General features: G+C 60.7%; 24 protein-coding genes and 2 pseudogenes. 8 read left to right on the top strand and 18 right to left on the bottom strand.

What is annotated here, in order from left to right; translation table 11 throughout:
- Positions 1 to 18 precede the first annotated feature (18 nt).
- From ACOJB8_RS03795 to ACOJB8_RS03750, 10 genes are all read right to left on the bottom strand, one after another.
- Positions 19 to 489, bottom strand: coding sequence for a pyridoxamine 5'-phosphate oxidase family protein (locus tag ACOJB8_RS03795; protein ID WP_368691652.1), 471 nt, complete (start codon positions 487 to 489; stop codon positions 19 to 21).
- A gap of 87 nt (positions 490 to 576) precedes the next feature.
- Positions 577 to 996 (bottom strand): cupin domain-containing protein, encoded by a 420-nt coding sequence (locus ACOJB8_RS03790; protein ID WP_342923973.1) that lies wholly within the window; start codon positions 994 to 996, stop codon positions 577 to 579.
- Between the two features lie 54 nt (positions 997 to 1,050).
- Positions 1,051 to 1,746 carry a glutathione S-transferase C-terminal domain-containing protein gene (locus tag ACOJB8_RS03785; protein WP_475011067.1) on the bottom strand — a complete coding sequence of 232 codons (696 nt, stop codon included), beginning with the start codon at positions 1,744 to 1,746 and terminating at the stop codon, positions 1,051 to 1,053.
- 121 nt (positions 1,747 to 1,867) lie between these two features.
- Entirely contained in the window at positions 1,868 to 2,413 is a 546-nt protein-coding gene (locus ACOJB8_RS03780; RefSeq protein ID WP_266233118.1) for a carboxymuconolactone decarboxylase family protein, read from the bottom strand.
- A gap of 188 nt (positions 2,414 to 2,601) precedes the next feature.
- The gene (locus tag ACOJB8_RS03775) at positions 2,602 to 3,219 is read right to left on the bottom strand and encodes a nitroreductase family protein (protein ID WP_176733013.1); all 618 of its coding nucleotides are present in this window, start codon (positions 3,217 to 3,219) and stop codon (positions 2,602 to 2,604) included.
- Between the two features lie 442 nt (positions 3,220 to 3,661).
- Positions 3,662 to 4,618 (bottom strand): AraC family transcriptional regulator, encoded by a 957-nt coding sequence (locus ACOJB8_RS03770; RefSeq protein WP_475011066.1) that lies wholly within the window; start codon positions 4,616 to 4,618, stop codon positions 3,662 to 3,664.
- Positions 4,619 to 4,734: 116 nt separating this feature from the next.
- Positions 4,735 to 5,445 carry an SDR family NAD(P)-dependent oxidoreductase gene (locus ACOJB8_RS03765; protein ID WP_368685916.1) on the bottom strand — a complete coding sequence of 237 codons (711 nt, stop codon included), beginning with the start codon at positions 5,443 to 5,445 and terminating at the stop codon, positions 4,735 to 4,737.
- Between the two features lie 13 nt (positions 5,446 to 5,458).
- On the bottom strand, positions 5,459 to 5,743 hold the full coding sequence (locus ACOJB8_RS03760; protein ID WP_342923969.1) for a DUF3331 domain-containing protein: 285 nt from the start codon (positions 5,741 to 5,743) through the stop codon (positions 5,459 to 5,461).
- A 15-nt stretch (positions 5,744 to 5,758) separates the two neighbouring features.
- Positions 5,759 to 6,391: an FMN-dependent NADH-azoreductase gene (locus ACOJB8_RS03755; RefSeq protein ID WP_342923968.1), complete on the bottom strand. Its 633-nt coding sequence runs from the start codon at positions 6,389 to 6,391 to the stop codon at positions 5,759 to 5,761.
- Positions 6,388 to 6,645, bottom strand: coding sequence for a hypothetical protein (locus tag ACOJB8_RS03750; RefSeq protein WP_475011065.1), 258 nt, complete (start codon positions 6,643 to 6,645; stop codon positions 6,388 to 6,390). The genes ACOJB8_RS03755 and ACOJB8_RS03750 overlap by 4 nt, the downstream gene beginning before the upstream one ends.
- Before the next feature lie 121 nt (positions 6,646 to 6,766).
- Here ACOJB8_RS03750 and pdxR (ACOJB8_RS03745) point away from each other — a divergent pair, with 121 nt between their 5' ends.
- On the top strand, positions 6,767 to 8,176 hold the full coding sequence (gene pdxR / locus ACOJB8_RS03745; RefSeq protein WP_475011064.1) for a MocR-like pyridoxine biosynthesis transcription factor PdxR: 1,410 nt from the start codon (positions 6,767 to 6,769) through the stop codon (positions 8,174 to 8,176).
- A 447-nt stretch (positions 8,177 to 8,623) separates the two neighbouring features.
- Here the strand turns inward: pdxR (ACOJB8_RS03745) and ACOJB8_RS03740 are convergent, their stop codons facing one another.
- Together ACOJB8_RS03740 and ACOJB8_RS03735 are read right to left on the bottom strand one after the other, a co-directional pair.
- The gene (locus ACOJB8_RS03740) at positions 8,624 to 9,079 is read right to left on the bottom strand and encodes a carboxymuconolactone decarboxylase family protein (protein WP_069268533.1); all 456 of its coding nucleotides are present in this window, start codon (positions 9,077 to 9,079) and stop codon (positions 8,624 to 8,626) included.
- A 10-nt stretch (positions 9,080 to 9,089) separates the two neighbouring features.
- Positions 9,090 to 9,521, bottom strand: a complete 432-nt coding sequence (locus ACOJB8_RS03735) for a cupin domain-containing protein (protein ID WP_475011063.1) — start codon at positions 9,519 to 9,521, stop codon at positions 9,090 to 9,092.
- Positions 9,522 to 9,608: 87 nt separating this feature from the next.
- On the opposite strand from ACOJB8_RS03735, the gene pdxR (ACOJB8_RS03730) reads away from it, so the two are divergent.
- Positions 9,609 to 11,024: a MocR-like pyridoxine biosynthesis transcription factor PdxR gene (pdxR, locus tag ACOJB8_RS03730; RefSeq protein ID WP_342949707.1), complete on the top strand. Its 1,416-nt coding sequence runs from the start codon at positions 9,609 to 9,611 to the stop codon at positions 11,022 to 11,024.
- Here pdxR (ACOJB8_RS03730) and ACOJB8_RS03725 read toward each other — a convergent pair.
- Positions 11,000 to 11,152, bottom strand: coding sequence for a hypothetical protein (locus ACOJB8_RS03725; protein ID WP_342949706.1), 153 nt, complete (start codon positions 11,150 to 11,152; stop codon positions 11,000 to 11,002). The two genes, pdxR (ACOJB8_RS03730) and ACOJB8_RS03725, sit on opposite strands and share 25 nt — an antisense overlap.
- A 50-nt stretch (positions 11,153 to 11,202) precedes the next feature.
- Here ACOJB8_RS03725 and ACOJB8_RS03720 point away from each other — a divergent pair.
- The 5 genes and pseudogenes from ACOJB8_RS03720 to ACOJB8_RS03700 form a co-directional block, all read left to right on the top strand.
- Positions 11,203 to 11,409 (top strand): annotated as a pseudogene (locus ACOJB8_RS03720) (NAD(P)H-binding protein); the annotation flags it as partial.
- Between the two features lie 194 nt (positions 11,410 to 11,603).
- On the top strand, positions 11,604 to 12,014 hold the full coding sequence (locus ACOJB8_RS03715) for an NAD-dependent epimerase/dehydratase family protein (protein WP_368730120.1): 411 nt from the start codon (positions 11,604 to 11,606) through the stop codon (positions 12,012 to 12,014).
- 4 nt (positions 12,015 to 12,018) lie between these two features.
- Positions 12,019 to 12,803: pseudogene (locus tag ACOJB8_RS03710) on the top strand (ferritin-like domain-containing protein); the annotation flags it as partial.
- Positions 12,804 to 13,558: 755 nt separating this feature from the next.
- A complete protein-coding gene (locus ACOJB8_RS03705; RefSeq protein ID WP_475011062.1) occupies positions 13,559 to 14,890 on the top strand; it encodes a Rieske 2Fe-2S domain-containing protein in 1,332 nt (443 codons plus the stop codon).
- 16 nt (positions 14,891 to 14,906) lie between these two features.
- Positions 14,907 to 16,085 (top strand): Gfo/Idh/MocA family oxidoreductase, encoded by a 1,179-nt coding sequence (locus ACOJB8_RS03700; RefSeq protein WP_475011061.1) that lies wholly within the window; start codon positions 14,907 to 14,909, stop codon positions 16,083 to 16,085.
- A gap of 89 nt (positions 16,086 to 16,174) precedes the next feature.
- On the opposite strand, the gene nadC is transcribed toward ACOJB8_RS03700, so the two are convergent.
- The 5 genes from nadC to ACOJB8_RS03675 all read right to left on the bottom strand — a co-directional run bounded on the left by nadC (position 16,175) and on the right by ACOJB8_RS03675 (position 21,414).
- Positions 16,175 to 17,020 carry a carboxylating nicotinate-nucleotide diphosphorylase gene (nadC, locus tag ACOJB8_RS03695; RefSeq protein WP_475011060.1) on the bottom strand — a complete coding sequence of 282 codons (846 nt, stop codon included), beginning with the start codon at positions 17,018 to 17,020 and terminating at the stop codon, positions 16,175 to 16,177.
- A gap of 142 nt (positions 17,021 to 17,162) precedes the next feature.
- The gene (locus tag ACOJB8_RS03690; RefSeq protein WP_069268539.1) at positions 17,163 to 17,759 is read right to left on the bottom strand and encodes a MarR family winged helix-turn-helix transcriptional regulator; all 597 of its coding nucleotides are present in this window, start codon (positions 17,757 to 17,759) and stop codon (positions 17,163 to 17,165) included.
- 89 nt (positions 17,760 to 17,848) lie between these two features.
- Positions 17,849 to 18,919, bottom strand: a complete 1,071-nt coding sequence (locus ACOJB8_RS03685) for a porin (protein WP_141710886.1) — start codon at positions 18,917 to 18,919, stop codon at positions 17,849 to 17,851.
- 109 nt (positions 18,920 to 19,028) lie between these two features.
- Positions 19,029 to 20,021: a PhnD/SsuA/transferrin family substrate-binding protein gene (locus ACOJB8_RS03680; RefSeq protein ID WP_368729925.1), complete on the bottom strand. Its 993-nt coding sequence runs from the start codon at positions 20,019 to 20,021 to the stop codon at positions 19,029 to 19,031.
- A gap of 46 nt (positions 20,022 to 20,067) precedes the next feature.
- Positions 20,068 to 21,414: an MFS transporter gene (locus ACOJB8_RS03675; RefSeq protein WP_368729924.1), complete on the bottom strand. Its 1,347-nt coding sequence runs from the start codon at positions 21,412 to 21,414 to the stop codon at positions 20,068 to 20,070.
- Between the two features lie 236 nt (positions 21,415 to 21,650).
- Here ACOJB8_RS03675 and ACOJB8_RS03670 point away from each other — a divergent pair, with 236 nt between their 5' ends.
- Complete coding sequence (locus ACOJB8_RS03670) at positions 21,651 to 22,619, top strand: PDR/VanB family oxidoreductase (protein ID WP_342949700.1); 969 nt, start codon at positions 21,651 to 21,653, stop codon at positions 22,617 to 22,619.
- Positions 22,620 to 22,633: the final 14 nt, after the last annotated feature.

The raw sequence follows: 22,633 nt of genomic DNA, 5'->3' as shown, positions 1-22,633 counted from the left end.
CAGGTTGACATTTAAAGTCTATTCCCCGGTTAAGCGCATACCGTACTTCCGACGGTACGTACTCTGTATCTCATCTTGACTGCGAGGAGGCTCGGCAAAGATGTGCGCAGGGGAGAGCAATGAAGACATCGAAGTAACATCAATCCTGATGACGTGTTCGACTGGATATTCAGGCCCGTTGCTTATACGAACCCAGTCCGCGATCATTGAGTATTCGTCACCGTCAGGCGGCACAATGAACGCCTTTCCTCTGAACCGGTAACCACGCCTCAGGAACACGTCGACTACGTTGATCTCGACGGCGGCGTTGGCATTCAAATTCCTCAACGTCCCGGGCGACGCGATATCGGCGAAGTAGAGCTTGCCATTCCTGACCGTTAAGGAGGCCTTTGGCGAAAGATTCGGCGTCCCATCCTCATTGACCGTCGCGACGAACGACAGTATTGCCCCTTTTATGATCGCTTCGGCGTCTGCGGTGATTTCAATCATGGATTCACTCGTCTGAAAGGACTTCCTGCGCATTAAGAAAAACTCTCCAGTGCCTCGCAGGATTCGTGTTTGTCGGAAAAATTCCCGCTATCTGAGCGGCGTGGTCAGCGCTTTGTCGTCCGTGTCGACGACAAACACGGCAAGCAATTTCGCGGGCTGCGTTTTGCTCGCGTTTCGGCTGATCGAATGGATAGCGCCGGGCGGTTCTGACCAGCTCTCACCCGCTCGATAGATGCGGGTTGGGCCGTCATTCACCTTGGACTCGACAGCGCCCTCGATCACGTACGCGTAAATGAATGCGGATTTCGCGTGGGTGTGAGGAACAGATGCCGCGCCGGGCGCGTACGTAACTTCCAGTACAATCAGCGATTTGCCGGGGACGTTGGGAATCGCTGCGTCGAAATTCTTCGTGACGGTTTGTCCGTCACCGTCGTGAGCTTCCGCGGAGTCGGCGGCCATCGCAGCTAGTGCAACGAAGCTGGCAATGATGATGTTCCGTATCTTCATGGTCTTTTCCTTCTGCGTGTCAGCGAGGCTATGCGGCTAACTGCCCGGCCTGATTCAGGCTGATGGCATCTCGAGGCCGCGCTGCACAGCAGGGCGTGCGAGACCGTGATCGAACCAACGCTGGACATGAGTGAAGCGATCGAAGCCGACAAGGTCGCGCGCCTCGTAAAAGCCAATCAAGTTACGAACCCACCCGAGCAGAGAAATGTCGGCAATACTGAAGTCATCGCCCATCACCCAGTTGCGTCCGGCAAGCCGAGTGTCGAGCACGCCGAGCAAACGCGCGGCTTCCGACGCATAGCGGTCGCGCGGGCGCTTGTCTTCGTAGGCTTTCCCGGCGAATTTGTTGAAAAAGCCGACCTGTCCAAACATGGGACCGACACCACCCATCTGCCACATCAGCCACTGGATCGTCTCAAAGCGAAGCGCTGGGTCCGTGGACAAGAGCTGCCCCGTCTTGTCGGCAAGATAGAGCAGGATCGCACCTGATTCGAACAATGCGATCGGGCGGTTCCCGGGACCGTCTGGATCGAAGATCGCCGGAATCTTGCCGTTCGGGTTGAGAGAAACGAAAGCAGGTTCCTGGTTTTCGTTCGCCAGGATGTCGATACGATGGGCCTCGTACGCCAGGCCCGTCTCCTCCAGCATGATGCTGACCTTCACGCCGTTGGGAGTCGGCAGTGAAAAGAGCTGGAGCCGGTCGGGGTGTTGCGCTGGCCAGCGCGTGAAGACTGGATGCTGAAGGGTCATCTTTTTCCTTGATCGGGGACGGCCAGCCATTTAACGAAACTGGCTGACCGTCCCCGCGAATGGTGCCCCCAAGAACGTCGCTCTCGGGGTTACCAACGTCATGGGCGTCGCAGTCTCGAGCTCAGATCGAACCGGCCGGCGTGACAGCGGGGAAATCCATGTCCGGATCGAACACATTATTGAAGAAATTCGTCAGGGAATACATGGCCACCAGTGCGACGATTTCCATCACGTTTGCATCCGTGTAGCCCGCTTCGCGAACTGCGTTCAGGTCGGCGTCGCCCACCTTCCCACGGGTTTCGATGACCTTGCGCGCGAACTGGACAGCCGCATCGCGCTTCGGATCGGCGGCGTGGCCTTTGCGCGCGAGGATGATTTCTTCCGCCGGCAGTTTCGCCAGATGCTCAGCGGTGAAACTGTGGACCGTCAGGCAGTAGTTGCAACCGTTCACTTCGGAGACTGCCAGGCCGATGCTGTCGCGCGTCTTCACATCGAGCGCCTTGCTCAGGGAGCCGAGCAGGTAGGCCCAGGCGTTGAACGCGATCGGGCTTTGCGCGAACGCAGCCATCATGTTCGGCGTGAAGCCGATGTTCTTGGCGAAGCCATCGAGCGTTGCCTTCGATTCGGCGGGTACTTGTTCCGGCGTAAGAATGGTGGTACGGGTCATGATAGGATCTCTGATTAATTCGTACTACTTATTAAGAACGGTTCATTTTTGAACCCTTCTCTCGGATTGCTTCGTGCCCGGGCGCGGGTCGAAGCCGTTCAGGACTTCAGTTGAGCGTCATCTTGCCTACGACTACCCTTTTCGCGGCTGGCTGGTCCTTGTACGTAGTGAACACTCCAGCAACCCGCTTAGACGAGGTCGAGAACTTCGTCCACGGGACGGCGCGGCTTTTGCGCCCAGTTGCCTTGACGCTCGGCACCGACAGCGAGCAGAAGCGCGGGCACTTCGTCATCGGCCAAGCCGAATTCGCGATGAACCGCCTCAGCGTCGAAGCCGATCATCGGCGTGGACCCCATACCCAGCGAGCGGGCAGCGTAGATCATTGCCGACGCGCCGAATGTTGCCGTGCGTACGGCTTCGTCGCGACGACGCTGCGGATATTCCATGTACAGTTCGCGGGCCGGGGCCTCCCACTCCGACACCATCGTCGCCGGCATCACGCCTGCTTCGACCAGCGGAGCCAGGCGATCCGGAATCACGCTGGTGTCGACCAGCTGTCCGCAGATGATGAAGGTGACTGCCGCGTCAGCGACAGCCGGCTGGCTCCAGGCAAGCGGAAAGAGCTTGGCCTTCGCTGCGGGCGTGCGCACCGCAATGAAGCGCCAGTTCTGCAGATGAAAGGACGTCGGTGCGCTGGTGGAGATCCGCACCAGCTCGCGGATCTGGTCGTCGCTCAACTTCGCCGACGGGTCGTAATACTTCGTGGCGCTACGGCTGACGATACAGTCGATGACTGCGTTGGTCATGGTCGTCCCGCTGTTCAGGGTGGTTTCGCTGTTCATGATGATTCCTTTGGGTGGAGGGACCTGCTGGGTACAGAAGCGCCTCTTACGAGATCGCGCGGCAAAAAATCACTTTCGTGTGCAGATTGCGGATCACCGTCGCCGTGATGTCGCAGTCTCTACTGCGTGTTTGCCGTCAAGTGGTGAGGTGTTTCAACTTTAAGGCCCCACGAGGGCTATTTCGAGAGCGAAAATGCTCAATAAAGTGTCCAAAAGGATCAAACTCCACAAGGGCTCATTGGTTCGCTCGATCTTGCGACGCCGCAGCGTTCATCGCGCCGGCGCGATTGAAGTCCCTTGTCCAGATTGCATCGAAGGACGTACGGACGAAGAGCGGCCGCTCCGCGTCGACCTCGCCGGATCGTGTCCGATGCTGGTTAGAACCGGGAGCGACAAATTTCGGGGTCTATCGCCCCTGACGTGCGAGACGACGCCATTCACCTGGTGTCATGCCCATCCTCTCTGTGAACAAACGCCGGAATGAAGATACAGATTGGTAGCCAACTGATTCGGCTACGGCCTCTGTGGTCATCGTCGGCTTCTTCAACTCGTTCGCAGCGTGGCTCATGCGGATGTCGGTTAGCAAATCAACGGCTGAGCATCCGAGCGTTTCCTGGAAATGCCGCATGAACGTGGCGCGGGACATATTGCACAAGGCGGCCAGCTCGGGCAGGTTCCAGCCACGAGCGGGATCGGAAAACATCGCCGAAATCGCGGGGGCCAACCGTGGGTGGCCAGCCAGCGCCAACAAGCCTGTTGGGGCCTGCTCGGATTTACTTGCCTCGCGCAGCACGATGGTGAACAGCGCCGAACTGAGCGAATTAAGGACGGCGTAGCCGCCCACTTTTTCTCCCGTAGACTCATCACGCATGAGCCTCACAAAATTGGCGAGAGGGTTCGAGAGGGACTCGACACCCGACTCATCGTCGGTACTAGTAGTCCGCACCACCAGATTTGTCGGAAGGTAATTGCGAATCAGTCGGTCATGCGGCGGTTCAATAAAAAAACGACCGCATAACATATCGAGATGCTCGCCAACGCCGTCATTCTCGCTAAAGGTCCACCCAGCGAGACCCTGACGCTCGCGAGTAGGTCCGGGCTGAATACCACTCCCGTCGTGCAGGATGTGCGCCGAGCCGTGGGGTAACAAGACAACATCTCCAGCGACCAGTTCCTTTGCCATCCCCGTCTCGGGATCCTCGATGACTGCCTTGCCCCTGAGCACGACGTGGTACGGGATTTCGTGGGTTGCCGCTTGATCCCACTCGACCCGCCACGGTGCTCCATAGGCGCAGCGCACTTCAGGCCGGCCAGTGACGGTGATCAATTGCAGCAGGTGACTTAACCAGTCGACGTGAGACATAGAATTCCGTAAGGCCTCGGCATGGGGAAATCAGGTGACGGCAAAACTCACAATTTCAGCGCCCGAAAATCTCGACGAGAAGGGATGCTCATTCCTCGCCAACTGCAGGACCGAATCTATCGGCCAGCGCTCATCCCGCCGTCGACATGCAGTACCTCGCCCGTGACGAACGACGCTGAATCAAGAAAGACAATCGCGTCCGCGATATCGCCCACCTCGCCCATGAATCCGAGTGGAACCAACGCGGCGAGATCGTCATGGGCTTCTGGCTTGTGCATAGTCGACCTGATCAAACCCGGAGCCACCGCGTTCACCCGAATTCCCTTGCTTGCATACTCAATGGCGAGCGACTTCGTTGCGGCGTTGAGACCGCCCTTTGTCAATGCCGCTAGTGACGAAGAAACTCCGCTGTACGCGATGTCGGCGACGCTCGCAGTGACGCTCACTACGTGGCCGCGAGAATGCTTCTTCATCTCCGCAATCGCCAGTTGCGTGATGTGAAAGAATCCCGCCATGTTCACATTCATCACCGCTGCGTAGTCCGCCGCGCTATGTTCTGTGAAAGGCTTGCCGATATATATGCCGGCGTTGTTCACAAGCGTGTCGATCCGTCCAAATCGCGCGACCCCTTCGGCGATGACTTGCTGCGCCACAGCAGGATCACCAATGTCGCCAGCTATCGTCAGAACGTCTTTGTCGACAGAGGGTTGTATCGAGCGGGACGTCGCGACGACCGCGTAATCGAGCTTGCGGAACGCCTGAACGATGGCGGCGCCAATTCCCTGCGATGCTCCGGTTACCACCACGACCTTTCGCAATGCGCTCATGATCCAGTGCCCCCTAACATGATGGTTCTTCAGAAAAACAACCTACTGCGGAAGCCAGAATCACCGTATGGCGGTTGACTGGTTTATGCGTTCGACTCACACGAGGGCGAAATATCGGGTCGCCACGGTGTATGGCCTTACCGGACAGCGCACAGACCGCTTCCGCTGGTGCCGATCCAATAGTCCAGATCTGGCTCTCGTAACGTCCCATGCAGGGATCACTCCAGCGGACACTAATCGTCGTCGACGACAGTTTCTCCACAACGGAGACTTGCGAAGGCGTCGGCAGATTTGGCATGAGATATCCGCACGCTCAAACGTGGCTGCACGCGAGAGTGGTCAAAAGCGGCTCAATCGTGGCTATCAGAGAAGCCCGAAGTTGCGCGGATTGATCCTCATCGAGAAATGCAGTTGCCTGCAGCGGCAAATAGTGGATGGTGGTGAAGCCAATGCAAGCCAGTACGGCAGAAAGATAAGGCGTGAGGAAATCCGGCTGGTTGGCGCGTTCGCCAGTAAACACGCCGCCGGAGGCAATGCCGACGAATACCGGACGGTCCCGAAGCATTCCAACCTTGCCAGCGGGCGTCGACTGCATCGTGCGTCCGACGCGGATAAGCTGATCGATCCACGCTTTCAGGACGGACGGAACCGTCAGGTTATTCATCGGAGTACCGATGACGATCACATCGGAATCCTCGACCTCCTGAATGAGTTCCTCCGCGAAAAGTACAGCGCCAGCGGTCCTTCCTGCAGCAGCCAACGTCGCTGGCGTCGAGAGTATGTCGGCGTAGGCGGCTCCGAGATGAGGTATCGGCTCCAGCCCAAGGTCCCGGCGGCGAACCTCCACGCCCGGCAAGAGCGTTTGAATCTTTTCGACGATTCCCGCCGAGAGTTTTCGGCTATGCGATCCCAGTCTAGGGCTGCAGTCGATATGCAGAATATTCATACAATTTTCTCCAGCAGATTTTGCAGCAGCTTTGGTCGCGCGGCTGCTTGACCAGCAGACGAAATCGGGCGCGTGAAACATCGGGCACCGAGATCGAAGTGCGTCTTAAATGCCTGGTTAACGAAGGCTTTGTGCAGGCTGTTTCCATCTGTGCAACACTCTGCGCCCTTGCGGCTCCAGCACGGCATGAAAATGCCCCGCATTTGCAGCTCGCTCGCAGCTTCGACCGAATACGGAGAGAAAATCGGGTGCATGCTGCAAGAGCCACATTCCGTATTGACTTCGCGTTTGTAGCACTGTTGGTAGGGCAGATTCTGTACTATTCACGGTGCATAAAACAGTACCAAGATTGTGATTTTCGTGTGTACCAAGACTATGGCTTCAGACTTGCAGATACAGCTCGACCGGACAGCAAAACGGCCCCTCACAGAGCAGATTTTTGAGAGCATCAGCAGAGCAATAGAGTCTGGGCTGCTCGAATCCGGTACACGGCTGCCATCATGGAAAGACCTTGCGTCGCAGCTCGGGGTCGCGCGCGGGACCGTTAAGGCTGCCTATGAGCTTTTGAATGATTCACAGATGATAGAAACGTTTGGAGCTGGGGGAACGCGAGTCGCTCCGCGGCTTCGCGTCGCCACTGCTCAACGAAAGGCGGCGCGGCTCAGTTCGTTTATGAAATCATATGAGGAGATGAAGGCCGGGCCAGCGATTTTCCAACTCGGTATTCCCGCGTTTGAAGGACTGCCGGAAAAGCTTTTTTCGCGGGCTCGCTCTTCCAACCTGCTAAAAACAGCGGGCCTGTCGTCGCTGCTCTATCCTGATCCGAGAGGCGAATTCGACCTGCGCAGAGAGATCGCAGGCAATCTCTCCATCGCGCGAAACTTCCACTGTCATCCGGAGCAGGTTTTCGTGACGTCCGGATACAGCGCTGGCTTAGGCTTGACACTTCGGGTGCTAGGTCTGGAAGGCCAGAAGGTCTGGATGGAGGAGCCCGGTTTCATGCTCACCCGTAAGGGGCTGGAACTGGCTCGCTTGAATATCGTGCCGATCCCGGTAGACGCAGACGGTATCAACGTCGACTACGGCATCAAGACAGCGCCGGACGCCGCGTTAGCGGTCTTAACTCCTGGTCAGCAAGCGCCTCTAGGCTCGACCTTGTCGTTGAGACGGCGCCTTCAACTGCTTGAGTGGGCGGCTTCAAACGATGCGTGGGTCATTGAAGATGACTACCTTGGAGAACTACAGCTGGAAGGCAGGCCGGCGCCCGCCATGGCATCTCTTGGCGAAGGCAAGCACGTCATCCACATCGGCTCCTTCAGCAAGACTGTTAGCCCTGCTCTTCGGCTTGGCTTCGTTGTTGTCCCGGCCGACCTCGTCAATGCATTCGCGGAGGTGGCCGCGACACTCGCTCCCGCGCCGTCACCGGTCATTCAAGTCGCCACTGCGGAGTTTATGCGGGAGGGCCACTACATCCGACGTGTGCGCCGGCTTAAGCGTCTTTATTCCTCGCAGCGCGATGCTCTGACAGCGGAGTTGTGTAGCCGAAACGCGCAATGGGTAAATGCGGGCCTCGCCGTGCTTCTTCGCCTCCCAGAGGGCGCCCCCGATGTGCGAATCGTTCGCGCGGCAATGACTGCGGGCATCGCGCCATCACCCTTGTCCGCGTGGTTCGCAAATCCATCGTGGACGGTGCCAGGCCTTTTGCTCGGGGTTGCGACCGCGCCCGAACAACACCTTGCCAAATCGTGCCAACGATTGTTCGAGATCATTGAAGGGTACTGCTGACTAAATGGGTCACCCGGCGTTGCCTGATTAGCATAAGTGCAGTTTCGTCGAAAAGCGCAGCTATATGGCTGCTAACTGTTAGCAACGGGGAGGCGCTTTTCCGGCAAGATCGCCGTAGCCATACCACCGTGGGTGGCCATTCTCGAACGTACTTCAGGCTAACTGATCTTACCCACGAACCGCGGACACCTTGAGTTGCTACGGTCTATCGTTTTGCACGAGGCGACAGACCGATCGATATGCTCGCCGAGCGCGACCAAGTACCCAAGTCAATCGCGGAAATGATGAAGAGCTGGGACGTCGACGATGGGACGGTGGGCATGCTGACCGATGCGGCGCTGCTGCTAATGGCACGCTAAGGCCGGCCGCAGCAACAAGTTTAGGAAAAGCGCGCCGGACAGGCGCGTTCTTTTGACCGCTTCCGCTCGATTCCACGAGGCGACCGCTTCAGCGTTCCGCAGCCACGGCGGAGTCGGGGGGCCGGCGGAAGCTGATGGCAAGCCGGTTGTAGGCATTCATCAGGCTGATGGCCATCGTAAGGTCCGCTAGCTCCTTCTCGCTGAACGTCGTCGCGGCAAGCTGGAAGTCCTCGTCGGGTACATGGGTGTCGGCCACGCGGGTGACCGACTCCGCCCACGCCAGAGCGGCGCGCTCGCGATCGCTGAACAACGCACCCGCTTCATGCCAGGCTTGCACAAGCGCCAGTTTCGCGGGCGTGACGCCCTTCTTGATCAGGTCGCGGGTATGCATGTCGAGGCAAAAGGCGCACCCGTTGATCTGGCTGACGCGCAGATAGACCAGTTCGACGAGGACGTCTTCCAGGCCCGACTGCCTGACATAGCCATATACCCCCCCAAATGCCTTCACGCCGCCCGGCGATGCCTTGGCGTAGTCCAATCTCATTTCAAGCTCCTTACTGGTCGTTGGTTGTCAGTGCTGTGTCGTTCGAATCGACGACAAACACGGCCAGCAGTTTTGCCGGCGTGGTCTTGCTCGCATTGCGGCTGACCGGATGGCGCGAGCCGGGCTCCTCGAAGAACGCCTCCCCGGCCTTGTAGACGCGTTCCGGCTCATCGTTCACCTTGCTGGCGACGCTGCCTGAGACCACGTACGCATAGATGAACGCCGACTTCGCGTGGGTGTGAGGCAACGAAGCGCCCCCGGGCGGGTAAGTGACTTCCACGGCGATCACCGATTTGCCCGGAATGTTTGGAATTGCGTGGGAGAAGTTCGGCTTGACGATATCGCCAGCGCCATGGTCAGCGGCGCCGTGCGCCGCGGCAACCCCGGACATGGCCAGGCTGCCAGCGGCAACAACAGAAAGTAAGGTTCGTGAAATTATCATGATCAGCTCCTTGGTGGCTAGAATCATGCATCGGCTATGGTCCACGAAAAAGAACCAAGAACGCGAAAACTTGATGCACCACCCACCATGACAAATATTCTGGATCTGAAGCTCGACCGCGGTTCCAAGACAGCACTTGCGGAACAGATACGCCTGGCGATTACTGGCGTCATCGAGAGTGGTGTACTGGCCCCGGGCGCCAGGCTGCCGTCGTGGGTGGATCTTGCCGCGCAGCTTGGTGTGGCGCGCGGCACCGTCAAGACCGCCTATGAGAGGCTGACCGATGCGCAGTTGATTGTCTCGTCGCGCGCGGGCGGGACCAGGGTCTCCGAGCACATACCCACCGTGAGCCCCATCGCGGAACGGGCGCGATCGATAGAGACGGATTTGCAGTCGGCGCTATACCAGCACTTCCTGCCCGGCCCTGCAGTGTTCCAGATGGGCGTGCCGGCATCGGACTGTTTTCCAAACACGTTGTTTGCACGTCTGCGCGCCCGGGCGGCACGCGATGAAGTTGAAGCGCCCGCATCCTACCCGGACCCGCGCGGCGAACATGAATTCCGCCGGGAAATCGCCGCGCATTTGGCCTTGTCACGCGGCATTGAGTGCCAGCCCTCGCAGATCTACATCACGGCAGGATTCTCGGGGGCGCTCGGTATCGCGCTACTCGTGCTTCAGGCCCAAGGCCGCAAGGCATGGGTCGAGAATCCCGGATATTTGCTGAGTCGCAAGGCCCTGGAAATTGGCCAGATCACGACGGTTCCGATTCCCGTCGACGAAGAAGGCATTGACGTCGGCTTCGGCGAAACGCATGCGCCGGATGCCGCGTTGGCGCTGGTCACCGCGGGGCAACAGGCGCCGTTGGGTCCGACCTTGTCGCTCGCGCGCCGGCGGCAACTACTGGAGTGGGCGGCCCGGGCGCAGGCATGGATTATCGAAGACGACTATCTGGGCGAGCTGCAGCTGAAACGCCGCGCGGCGCCAGCGCTGGCGTCGCAGGATCGAGCGGGGCGTATCATTCACATCGGGACGTTCAGCAAGACCATCAGCCCGACGCTGCGACTGGGATTTGTGGTGGTGCCCCCCGCCCTGGTACCCCGCTTCGATGAAGCGGCAGCGTGCCTGTCTTCCGCACCGGGGCCGGCAGTACAGATGGCAATGGCCGAGTTCATGCGTGACGGGCATTACATGCGGCACTTGCGTCGCATGAAACGCATCTACGCGGGCCGCAGCCAGGCACTGATGACCGCGCTCGAGTCCAGGGGATTCGACGCCTATCCGGCTGGTCTGGCAGTGGTGGTTCGGCTCGCCGATGGCGCCGACGACAAGCGGATCGCACGGGAGTCCTATGCCTACGGGATCGCGCCCGCGCCGCTATCGATCTGGTACTGCTCCGAGTCCACGCAGCGCTCGGGGCTGCTGCTTGGCGTTGCGCCGGCGATCGAACAACAGATTCCAGCGGCCTGCGATCGCTTGCATCAGCTGATCCGCAAGCTGAGCTGATGCGAATGCGCCGGCAGGTCGTGGGCCAGCTGGTACACCATTTCTTCCGGTTTTTGGTACTTTTTTAACGACCAGTGAACGGACACGATGCCGTTCACTGGCTGGCGCGTCACGTTGCGCTGAGCCATATCGTTAAGTCACCGCTGCACTGCGTCGCCACGCAGTCTTAGGAGGAATCGTGAAGATTTTCGTTGCAGGCGCCGCCGGCGCAGTTGGACTGCCGCTGGTGCGGGTGCTCTGCGCGCAGGGTCATGAGGTAACGGGGATGACTCGCGCCGGCGCGGGGGCCGACAGGCTTCGCGAGCTTGGCGCCCGCGTGACCCTGGCGGACGCCTTTCATGCGGAGTCCGTGAAGGATGCCATCGCGAAGGCGGCGCCAATCTACTGTCCGCTGCCAAGGCGCTGGGCGTCAAACGCTATGTCTTGCAATCACGTGGCTTCTAACTCGAAGCCCCGCAGGGCTCGCTGGCCGACGAGACAGCCGCGCTCCGCTACGACGCGCCCGGCGAGATTGGTGATAGTGCGCGGGTCATTGGTGCCTACGAAAATCGCGTCACGGGCTCGATCGCGCTGGAAGGCGTGGTCCTGCGCTACGGCTTCTTCTACGGTCCCGGTACCTGGTACAGGCTCGACGGCACCATTGCGGAGCAGGCGCGAAAAGGCGGGATGGCGATCATCGGCGACGGCAACGCGGTCTGGTCGTTCGTCCACCTCGACGATGCCGTGGCGGCAACAGTAGCGTCACTGACGGCCGAAGCCGGCGTATATAACGTGGTCGATGACGATCCGCTTCCGGTCGCCACGTGGATGCCTGCATTCGCTCGCTGGGTCGATGCGCCCGGCCCCGCCCGCGTAAGCGTCGCAGTTGCCCGCGAGGCCGCTGGCGAAGAAGCGGTGTACTACCACACCCACCTGAGTGGTGCCTCGAATCGCGCAGCGAAGGAAAAACTCGGTTTCGCGCCGCGGCCGTTGCTCTGGAAGGATGCCTGAACCGATGCTCCACCCCGAACTGTCCAAATCGTTGGAGGCGGTCCGCTGGCATATGGACAAGGACATCCCCTGGATACCTTCGACGCCAGCCTGCTCACTGACGACCAGGCGAAGACCATCCGCATGAATGCCATCACCGAATGGTCGGCCCTGCCCGCCACGGAGATGTTCCTGCTCGACAACCGCCATTTCGGCGTTCATGAGCATCTGGCTTCGAGGAACAGAAGCACTCGCTGGTGCTGATGGAGTACCTGCGCTGTTTCCGCCCGGACCTGGTGCCGACCGAGGAAGAGCTGCACGCCGTGCGCTTCGAGTTCGGCCCGGCCCCGCCGCTGGAAACGCTGATGCTGCATTTCTGCGGCGAGATCCGCCTGAACCACTGGTATCGCCGTGGGGCCGAATGGCACTCGGAACCGGTGATCAAGCATATCTACCGCACGCTGTCGCAGAGCGAAGCACGCCACTGCGGCGCCTACCGGCGCTGCATGAAGAAGTACACGGGCCAGTTCGGCGACACGGCGCGCGCCGCATTCACCAAGATCGGCGTGCTGATGGCCTCGGCCCGCCGCACGGAAAAGCCGCTGCGCCCGACCAAGCTGCACGTGAACAAGGCATTGTTCCCGAACGACACCGTGCAGTGCCGCCTGCCCGATCCGGACTGGCTCGAGCACTGGCTCGACGAGCAGATCCGCTTCGACGAGGTCTGGGAAAAGAAGGAACAACATGTCGCTGCTGTTCGAGCGCACGTTCGACACCGTGCAGGACCTGAACCGCTACCGCAAGGTGCTAAGGATAAGCAACCAGGATTGCGAACTGAGGCAGCGAACCGGTTGGAATGTGAAGACCGTGTTAACGCACTCAGGGATCGAGCGGCTGCTCTGCGGCAGCTTCGGCCATCGGGCCTTGATAAAGCCGACGGCTCCGAAGGGTCGGCTACGGAAGTTCGAGACCGAAGCGTCGGAGGGACCGGACATCCGACTTCGAATTTCCAGGTTCGGCCAGTCCCCGTCACTCGGCATTGCAGCAACTCCGCCGTTCGAACGCCCCTTCCCCCTGGGAAGCGGTCGTTGCGCTAACACCGGTCAGCAGAAGCAGGTCCGGGCGACGGGCTCCCCCGGAAGCAGGGTGTCTGTCAAGTGGCCCGGTCGCGATACCCACTCGACGTCAGATACGCAGTGCAGAGGAGCGCATGAATACTCAATCAGCCGGAGGCGACGAGTTGCTGATAGCGCGACACCGCGTCTCCGCGGTATCGGCAATCTCATGCGCAGCGCATTCGCGCTCCGCAATGCCGTCGCGTGTCCCGAAACACGCCAAACACCGCAATCGCCGCGATGCGTAGCAAGGAAATCGCAAGGGGGATCCCGAGCCTCTGATGAACGGTGATTCGTCTCGCACATTAAATCCTGGTGTTCTGCCAGGGGCACTTCCGACCATACGTACTTTCCCGGATGTCCCGAAAGGTTCTTGCCAATTTAACTAGATCTCTAATATAGTTGAGCAACACCTGTTGATGAAGGCGACCTGTCGCCGGGAGACATTCCATGCTGACCCACCAAGAAAACGAATTGCTGTGCCGCGTTGAGGCCGATGCCCCGATGGGGCAACTGATGCGCCGGCACTGGACGCCGGTTTGCCTCATCGAAGAAGTCAGCGAGCCGGATGGCGCGCCTGTCAAAGCGCGCGTATTTGGCGAGGACCTCGTCGTATTCCGGGATTCGGAAGGCAGCGTTGGCGTGCTGGACGAGTACTGCCCGCACCGCCGCGCATCACTCGTCTACGGCCGCAATGAAGACTCCGGCCTGCGCTGCCTGTATCACGGCTGGAAGTTCGACGTCTCGGGCAACGTGCTTGAAATGGTGTCCGAGCCGGCTGCGGGCTGCATGACCGACAAGGTCAAGCACAAGGCCTACCCGGTGCAGGAATGGGGAGGCATGGTGTGGGCGTATATGGGCCCGCAGGACGCCATCCCCGAATTCGTGCCGCCGGCCTGGGCGCCGACTGCCGACACCCGCGTGAGCATTGCCAAGGCACTGCTGCCGTGCAATTGGGCGCAAATCCTCGAAGGCGCGATCGACTCCGCGCACAGCTCCAGCCTGCATTCGTCCGACTTCGTGCCGGCACGCGTCGGCGGCGCCGAAGCGACCGGGAAGAACTGGTTGCGCCCATCCACCGACAAGGCCCCGCGCCTGCAGGTCGAGCGCACCGACTACGGCTTCCGTTACGCCGCGCTGCGCCGCCCGATCTTCAACGCCAACACGCACGACTACGTGCGCTCCACGGTATTCGTGGCGCCGGGAACGGTGCTGATTCCGCCGAACAATCTCTACAACGTGGCGAACATCAACGTGCCGATGGACGACACGAACACGGCGTTCTACTTCATCGCCTGGGGCGATCCGGAGACGACGCCGGAAACCGAAACGTGGCGCAAGTTCCTGCGTCAGCAGGTCGGTGTTGATCTCGACCAGTATTATCGACCGCTGCGCAATCACGAGAATCGCTTCTGGCAGGACCGCCAGGCGATGAAGGCCGGTAATTTCACTGGCATTTCGGGCTTCCCGAACCAGGATATCGCCATGTGGGTCACGATGGGCCCGATTGCGAACCGCTCGGACGAGCGCCTCGGCGCGAGCGACCTCGCCATCGTCGAATTCCGTCGCCGCATGATCGATGCGATCGCTGAATTCGAGAAGGATGGCGAAGCAATTGGCACGGGTGCAAAGGCGATTTCCCGGGAAGTGTGCTCGTACCAGGCTGTCGTGCCGAAGGAAATCGACTGGCGCACGTATGCCGCGCGTTACGTCAGCAAGAAAAATCCGGAACCCGCAGATCAGCCGTCCGCGCTCGCAACGGACTACCAGGTCAAGCAATAACGGGAGGCACACGGCCATGGAGCAGCGCCGTTTGCGCATCGGGGTCGCAGGACTGGGACGGGCATTCTCGCTGATGCTGCCGACCTTCCTGCGCGACCCCAGAGTCCAGCTCGTTGCTGCGTGCGATCCGCGTGACGAAGCGCGGCGGCAGTTCGCCGCCGACTTCGCGGCGCCCACCTATGCGGACGTGGCGGAGTTGGCGGATGACCCCAACGTCGAAATCATCTACGTTGCGAGTCCGCACCAGTTCCACGCGCAACACACTGAAATTGCTGCGGCAAAGGGCAAACACGTACTCGTCGAAAAACCGATGGCGCTCGCCGCCGCGGACTGCGACCGCATGATCGCTGCCTGCCGCGCGGCGAACGTGCATCTGATTGTCGGCCATTGCCACAGTTTCGACACGCCGTACCTGCGTACGCGCGAATTGATCAGTCGCGGCGAATTCGGCGCGGTGAAGATGATCCAGGCCGTCAACTACACCGACTACCTGTATCGCCCGCGCCGACCCGAGGAGCTGGCCACGGCTGCAGGTGGCGGCGCCGTCTTCAGCCAGGCGGCCCACCAGGTCGACATCGTGCGAATGCTCGCCGGCTCGCGCGCGACGCGGCTGCGCGCGAGTGTGGGACGGTGGGATCCGTCTCGCCCGACCGAAGGCGCTTATTCTGCGCTGATCTGGTTCGAGAGCGGTGCCTATGCCTCGCTCTCGTACAACGGCTATGGCCACTTCAACACCGATGAATGGAGCGGCTGGATCGGCGAAATGGGCGATCGAACGAGCCCCGACACGTACGGAAGCGCCCGCCGCCGTCTGGAGACGCTCGCGACCTCGGACGAGGAGGCCAGACTCAAGGCGGCCGGCACTTACGGCGGATCCGCATACAAGCCGCCAACGGCCGACGCGGACGAGCCGCCGCGCTTTCATCAGCATTTCGGTCCGGTCATCGTCTCGTGCGAACGCGCAGACCTGCGTCCACTGCCCGATTCGATCGTCGTCTACGGCGACGAGCAGCGCCAAACGCTGCCGCTGCCTGCACCCGCCGTGCCGCGCGCCGAAGTGATCGACGAGTTGCATGGCGCGGTCGTCAACGGACATTCACCCCTTCACGATGGCGAATGGGCGAAGGGCACGCTGGAAATCTGTATCGCGATTCTGAAGTCGAGCGAAACGGGCGCAGATGTAACGCTTCGATAGTTGTTGTTGGCGGTCTAAAAGCGCGCGTAAACAGGAGCTTGAGCGAATCCGTCAACAATTAAGGGGCGCACACGTGCGCCCCGATCCCCCTATCCGGCGAACGCCGCGAAACGCAGCGAAAAATCAATCGCCCTGACGTTCTTCGTCAGCTTCCCTAACGAAATGCGATCCACGCCGGTTTCGGCGATGGTTCGCAGCATCTGCCCGGTCACACCGCCCGAGACTTCCAGCTCGGCGCGCCCTGCGGTGACACGCACAGCCTCGCGCATCGTCTCAATCGAGAAATTGTCGAGCAGAATCGCCGCGGCGCCCGCAGCCAACGCTTCCTCCAACTCATCGAGCGTCTCCACCTCGACCTGCACGGGCACGCCCGCACCCAATGCCTGAGTGGCGCGAAGCGTCGATGCAATGCCGCCGCCCGCCGCAATGTGGTTTTCCTTGATCAGAATGCCGTCGTACAGCCCCCGACGATGGTTTTCGCCGCCGCCAACACGAACTGCATATTTTTGCGCGAGGCGCAATCCCGGAAGCGTTTTTCGCGTGTCGAGAATCCGCGCGGTCGTGCCTTCGACGATCCGCGTCATCATGCTTGTCTCGGTGGCCACGCCAGAAAGCAACTGAATGAAGTTTAGCGCGGTGCGCTCGGCGGTGAGGATACCGCGCGCCGGGCCAGCGATCCGGCAGACGCTCTGCCCTTCGTGCATCCGTTCGCCCTCTCCGACAAACCATTCGATCGTGATGTGCGGGTCGACCTGCTGGAGTGTTTCATCGAACCACGGTCTGCCGCACAACAGGGCGGCTTCGCGTACGGTCAGGACCGCTTCGGCTGAAGCGTCGGGGTCGATCAGTAGCGACGTCCAGTCGGCCTCGCCGACATCTTCCGCGAGCGCATCGCGGACGTTGCGCGACATCGCCGCGCGGGTCATTCCATCCATTTCAGATCCGTATTTTTTGAGCGAAAGAGCGGCATGCCGTGGCCTGCCGTCGTGCCTGTCGTGGACCTGGCACGTCCGTCAATATTATTAGATCTATAATTAATATGCTACTCTGGAATGACCTGAAGCACCGAGCCGCGCCTCATTCCTGATCGATTTCTTCCCCGCGTGCCGCGATCAGATTACCCACTTCCCGCGTCGACGGGATGCGCAGCGCCGGGTTATCCGACTCGGATTCGTCGCGTGCCATGTTCTCGATGATCGTCAGCAGGACCTTCCGCGCGACGTTGATCTCGGTGGTTTTCAGGCCCCTGACGCTAATTTCGTTGACCTCTTCCGCGAGCGGGACGAGCTTGTTTTTCAGGCTCCGGCCGCGCGGCGTCAGATAGACGTGCGTGTTCTTGCGATTGCCGGGCTCGTAGCGGCGCTCGACATACCCGAGCTTTTCCATCGCCGACACCGCACTGAACGTGGTCGGCGTGGTGGTGCCGGTCTCGTCGCTGAGCTCCTTCTGCGTGAGCCCGTCGGTGACCCATAGCACACGCAGATACGCCCAGTGGCCGAACGAGACTTCGTGCTGCGCCAGGCGCATTTGCAGACCGCGAATCATTGCGCGGCCCGCATCCTTCACCAGGTGAGCAAGACGATCATCCGGAACCGCCTCGCGCCAGTGCCGCAGAATGGGGTCCTCGCTCGCGACCCCGCCCTTGCCCTTGCCCGAAGTACGTGCTGCTGCCATGCCTTCCTCGCCGTTATTGTGACCAGACAGGTGACAATCATAGCGCTTTAGCCCGCGCGAGAGGCACTGCAGCACATCGCCAAAGCCGCTTAGAAGGCGTGGCGAATGCCCACGGTCACGCCCGCCTGATCCATGCCTGACGCAATGTCTACGCCCGTGCCCCGAATACCCACATTGGAAAATGAACGATTGGCGACGTACGCCCCTTCCGCAAACACATCGGTGCGTTTGGATAGCGAGTAGTCGACGAGCAATGCCCCCATCGTTGGGCCGCCGTGCGGATTGCGAAACTGCGTGTGATAGACGCTGGCGGAGACGGAAAGCGGCGCATTCACCCTCCAGGTCACGCCACCCCAATAGAGCAGCGAGCTCGGCGGCACATCCGTGTTGCGCGTGTTCAGCCAGCGCAGGCCCGCCAGCGTCGTGACCGGCCCGAAGTCGTACGACACGCCGAGCAGCGCGCGCTGCTGCGCATTGCTCTGCGTCGCGATCGAGGTGCCCTGCAACTGGTCGTACGTCAAGCCGATGCTGAACGGCCCGCGGTCATACAGGACCGCCGCGCTCATTTCGCGACCCACCTTCGTTGCGCCGGGCACGCTCGCACCGTTCGGAATCGTCGCGTCGAAGCCGGTGCTGTACAGTGCCGCGAACGTGACGCCGCCTAGTTGCACGCCATAGCGCACCGAATTGTCCGCGCGGTTCACGAACTGGCTGTCCATGCTTTGCGCCGAGTAGCTGGGGTTGAACGTCAGCGCGTCGTACTTGTACATCAGCTCATAAAGCAGGTTCTGGTGACGTCCGAGCGTGAGCGTGCCGTACGGCGTTGAGACGCCAACGAATGCCTTGCGGCCGAACAGCCGTCCGTTCTGACCGAGCGCGCCGGTATTCACGTTGAACCCGCCCTCCAACGTAAATACGGCCTTGTAGCCGCCGCCAAGATCTTCCGAGCCCTTGAGCCCCCAGCGCGATCCGGCCAGATTGCCCGACTGTTCACGGATCACCGAACCCGTCTGACTGCCCTGGTGCACCCGGTTGACGTACTCGACGCCCGCATCGACGATGCCGTAGAGCGTGACCGAACTCTGCGCATGGGCCGCCGTGCAGGCGAGCGTCAGCAACCCTCCGCAGGCGAGCGGGAATGTGTGTCTCTTCATGTTCATCTGTAATATGGACTACTGAGTGTATTGGATTTATTTTCCCGTTCCGCGCATCCGCCGCGCACCCAGCGGCTGCCGGATGCGCAACGGCAGGAGCAACCGCCGCGAGGGGTCAGATCTTGAACCGCTCCAGGCTGGCCGGGTGGAACAGTTCGGCAGGCTGCAAGCGACGGCTCGACAATCCCTCGGCATGGTGCTGCGCCAGGAAGCGGTCGATCACGTGCTCATTGTTCGCGAATCCGTACGACCAGAAGTCGTGCCCCATCAGACGCCGGGCGTTGCGCAACTGGTCCTCGATGAACGGCAGCGTGACCTTGGTCGCCGAGGTATCGCTCAAACGGGCCAGCGCGACTTCCTTCGATTGCTCGAACGCCTTCGCGATTGCGCCGGGCAGCCAGGGGTGCTGGTCCGCGAGCGCCTTGCGAATGCCGAGCGTGTGCATGATCGGGAAGAGCTTCCTACGCTCGTACCATTCGGCGGCGCTTTTTTGCGGATCGTCGAAAAGGTATTTGACCTTCGGATGCCCACGATCGAAGCATGACGGCGCGCGCGGTCCGATCACGCCGTCAATCTCGCCGTCGGCCAGCAGATTCGAGATCGTTTTCCCTTCGGGTGCGCTTTCCAGCACAACGCCTTCAGGCAGCTTGAGCGCGATCTTCTCGACGCGCGTCGGATCCTCGTAGCCGCCCCGCACCCAGCGGATATCCGACGCCTTTACGCCATATTCCTCTTCGAGAAAGAGCCGCACCCAGACGTTGGCGGTGAGCTGGTATTCCGGCACGCCGATACGTTTGCCCTTCAGGTCCTCGGGCCGGTCGATCCCGCGGTCGGAACGCACGTAAATCGAGCTATGCCGGAAGGCGCGCGACGGAAAGACCGGCACCGCGATGTAGGGCGAGGTGCCCGCTGCCGTCTTCACCGAATAGCTGCTGAGCGAAAGCTCGCAAATGTCGTAATCGGCGTGCCGGAACGCGCGAAAGAAGATTTCCTCCGGGTCCTGCAGCATGAACACGGGATCGACACCATCGATCTGCACGTCGCCGTCTATCAGCGGCCGCATCCGGTCGTAGTTGCCCACCGCGATGGAAAGTTGAAGCTTGCTCATTCCTGTTCCTGTTTGACTGTCGAAATTCTGGCCGTCGCGTGCATCGTCACGCGCCGGATTGCGGTGCCTGCCGCTCGCGCGGCACGCCGAAGAAGACCGCGATGCCGCCGATGAAAACCAGCGCCGCGACCAGCAGGATGCCGGCCGAAAAGCTGCCGGTCACGCTCTTCACCCAGCCGAGGACGATTGGTGCGAAGAAAGCGCCCACCTGACCGAGGCTGCTGATCACACCGATGCCACCGGCGGCCGCCGCGCCCTTCAGATAGTTAGGCGGAATGGTCCAGATAATGGCTGCGGCCGCGAAATAGCTCACCGAAACGAGACTCAGGCACGCGATAGCGGCAACCGGGTTGTGCGTCAGAACCGTCAGGAGCACCGCGCCCGTGGCGCCCGCTGTGGTCGACAGTACGAAGTGCCAGCGGCGCTCGAGCCGCAGGTCCGAGCTGCGTGCGATCAGGAGCATGGCAACGGCGCCGACGATATAAGGCAGCGCCGACAGGAAGCCGATCTGCAACAGGTTGGAAACGCCCGCCTGTTTGATGATCGTGGGCGTCCAGTAGTTGAGGATGGTTCCGCAAATGGGCACCGTGGCCCAGCCCGCGGCAATCACGTATACGCGCGGGTCGCGCAGCGCCGCAAGGAGCGTGCTCGGCGAGCTATGCGGCTTGCTGCGACCTTCCTCGTCCAGAGCGCCAATGACAATTCGTTTTTGCTCGTCGGTCAGCCACTTCGCATCCTGCGGCCGGTCGATCAGATAGAAGTAAGCAACGACACCGGCAATCACGGCGGGCACGCCTTCAAGGAAAAACAGCCACTGCCAGTTGCGAAAGCCCCAGACGTCCATGAAGTGTTGCAGGATGAACCCGGAAAGCGGGCCGCCGACAATCCCCGCGACCGCGATCGCCAGCAGGAACCGCGACGTGATCCGGGCGCGGCGCTTCGACGGGTACCAGTACGAGAGATAGAGGATGATGCCGGGCCAAAAGCCCGCTTCAGCCGCGCCGAGGAGCGTGCGGGCAAGATAGAACTGCCATGGAGCGGTCATGAACGCCATGGCAGTGGAGATGGCGCCCCAGAGCAGCATGATCCGCGTGACGGTCTTGCGGGCGCCAATGCGCCGCAGCAACAGTGTGCTCGGCACTTCGAGCAGGATGTAGCCGATAAAAAACAGGCTCACGCCGAGCCCGTACGCCGCGTCGCTCAACCCAAGATCGTGCTTCAGTTGCAGCTGCGCGAAGCTGACGTTCACGCGATCGAGATAGTTGAGGACCCAGCACAGGAAAAGAAAGCTCATTAACCTGAACGTGATCTTGCGATAGGTCGCCTCCTCCGCCGCCGAGTCGGCTGCGGCAGACAGGGATAAATCCCCGGAGTGCAACGTTGAATGTGCCATGACTGAATGTCTCCGAATTTCACTCTGGATACTGGCGGAACAGGGTTCCTCTCGCCACATAATTAGAGCTCTAATTTTCAGCTTACGGGGACTTCACGCCGCTTGCAAGCACGGGTTTTTACCGAGAACAAGATCGCGAAGAAGCGTTTTTCTCGACTTGCATAATTAGAGATCTAGTAATAACATGCACTCATGTTGACACAGTACAAAACCGGATCGGTCAGAAGGAGACAGATATGACGCCCCCCCAGGAAGACGGCTTTCTTCGTCTGAAGATCGCAGGCAAGGAGAAGATCGCCCGTGACATCTGGCGCTTTGAACTGACCGACCCGAAGGGCGCGCCGTTGCCGCCGTTCGAGGCGGGCGCGAACCTGACCGTCGTGGTGCCGAACGGCTCGCGACGCAGTTATTCCCTGTGCAACGACTCGCAGGAGCGCAATCGCTACGTCATCGCGGTGAAGCGTGACAGCAACGGACGCGGCGGCTCGATGAGCTTCATCGATGATACGGCCGAGGGCGACGCCGTGGACGTCTCTTTGCCCCGCAACGAGTTTCCCCTCGATGAGCGCGCAAAGTCATTCATCCTCGTCGCGGGCGGCATCGGTATCACGCCGATGCTGTCGATGGCGCGACAGTTGCGGGCGGAAGGCCTGCGCTCGTTCAAGCTGTACTACCTCTCCCGCGATCCGGAAGGCACGGCGTTCTTCGATGAACTGAGCAGCGAAGAATGGCGTTCGGACGTGAAGATTCACCACGATCACGGTGACCCGTCTAAAGCATTCGACTTCTGGCCCGTATTTGAGAGGTCGAAGTCGGCGCAACACGTGTACTGCTGCGGACCGCAGGCGCTGATGGACACCGTGCGGGACATGACCGGCCACTGGCCGTCGGGCACGGTTCACTTCGAGAGCTTCGGTGCAGGCAATGCGAATGCGCGCGAAAGCACGCCTTTCACTGTGCGGCTTTCGCGCAGCGGCACGTCGTTCGACATTCCCGCCAATCGCTCGATCCTCGAGGTGCTGCGCGACGCGAACGTGCGCGTGCCGAGTTCGTGCGAAAGCGGCACCTGCGGTTCGTGCAAGACAGCGCTGTGCTCAGGGGAGGCGGATCATCGGGATCTCGTGCTGCGCGACGACGAGAAACAAACGCAGATCATGGTCTGCGTGTCGCGTGCGAAATCCTCGGAGCTGGTTCTCGATCTTTGAGTATCGCGGGGAGG

This window comes from Paraburkholderia sp. BR10141, from assembly GCF_056155635.1.
Note: the sequence above shows the minus strand (reverse complement) of the source record. Positions and strands in the feature narration are given on the sequence as shown.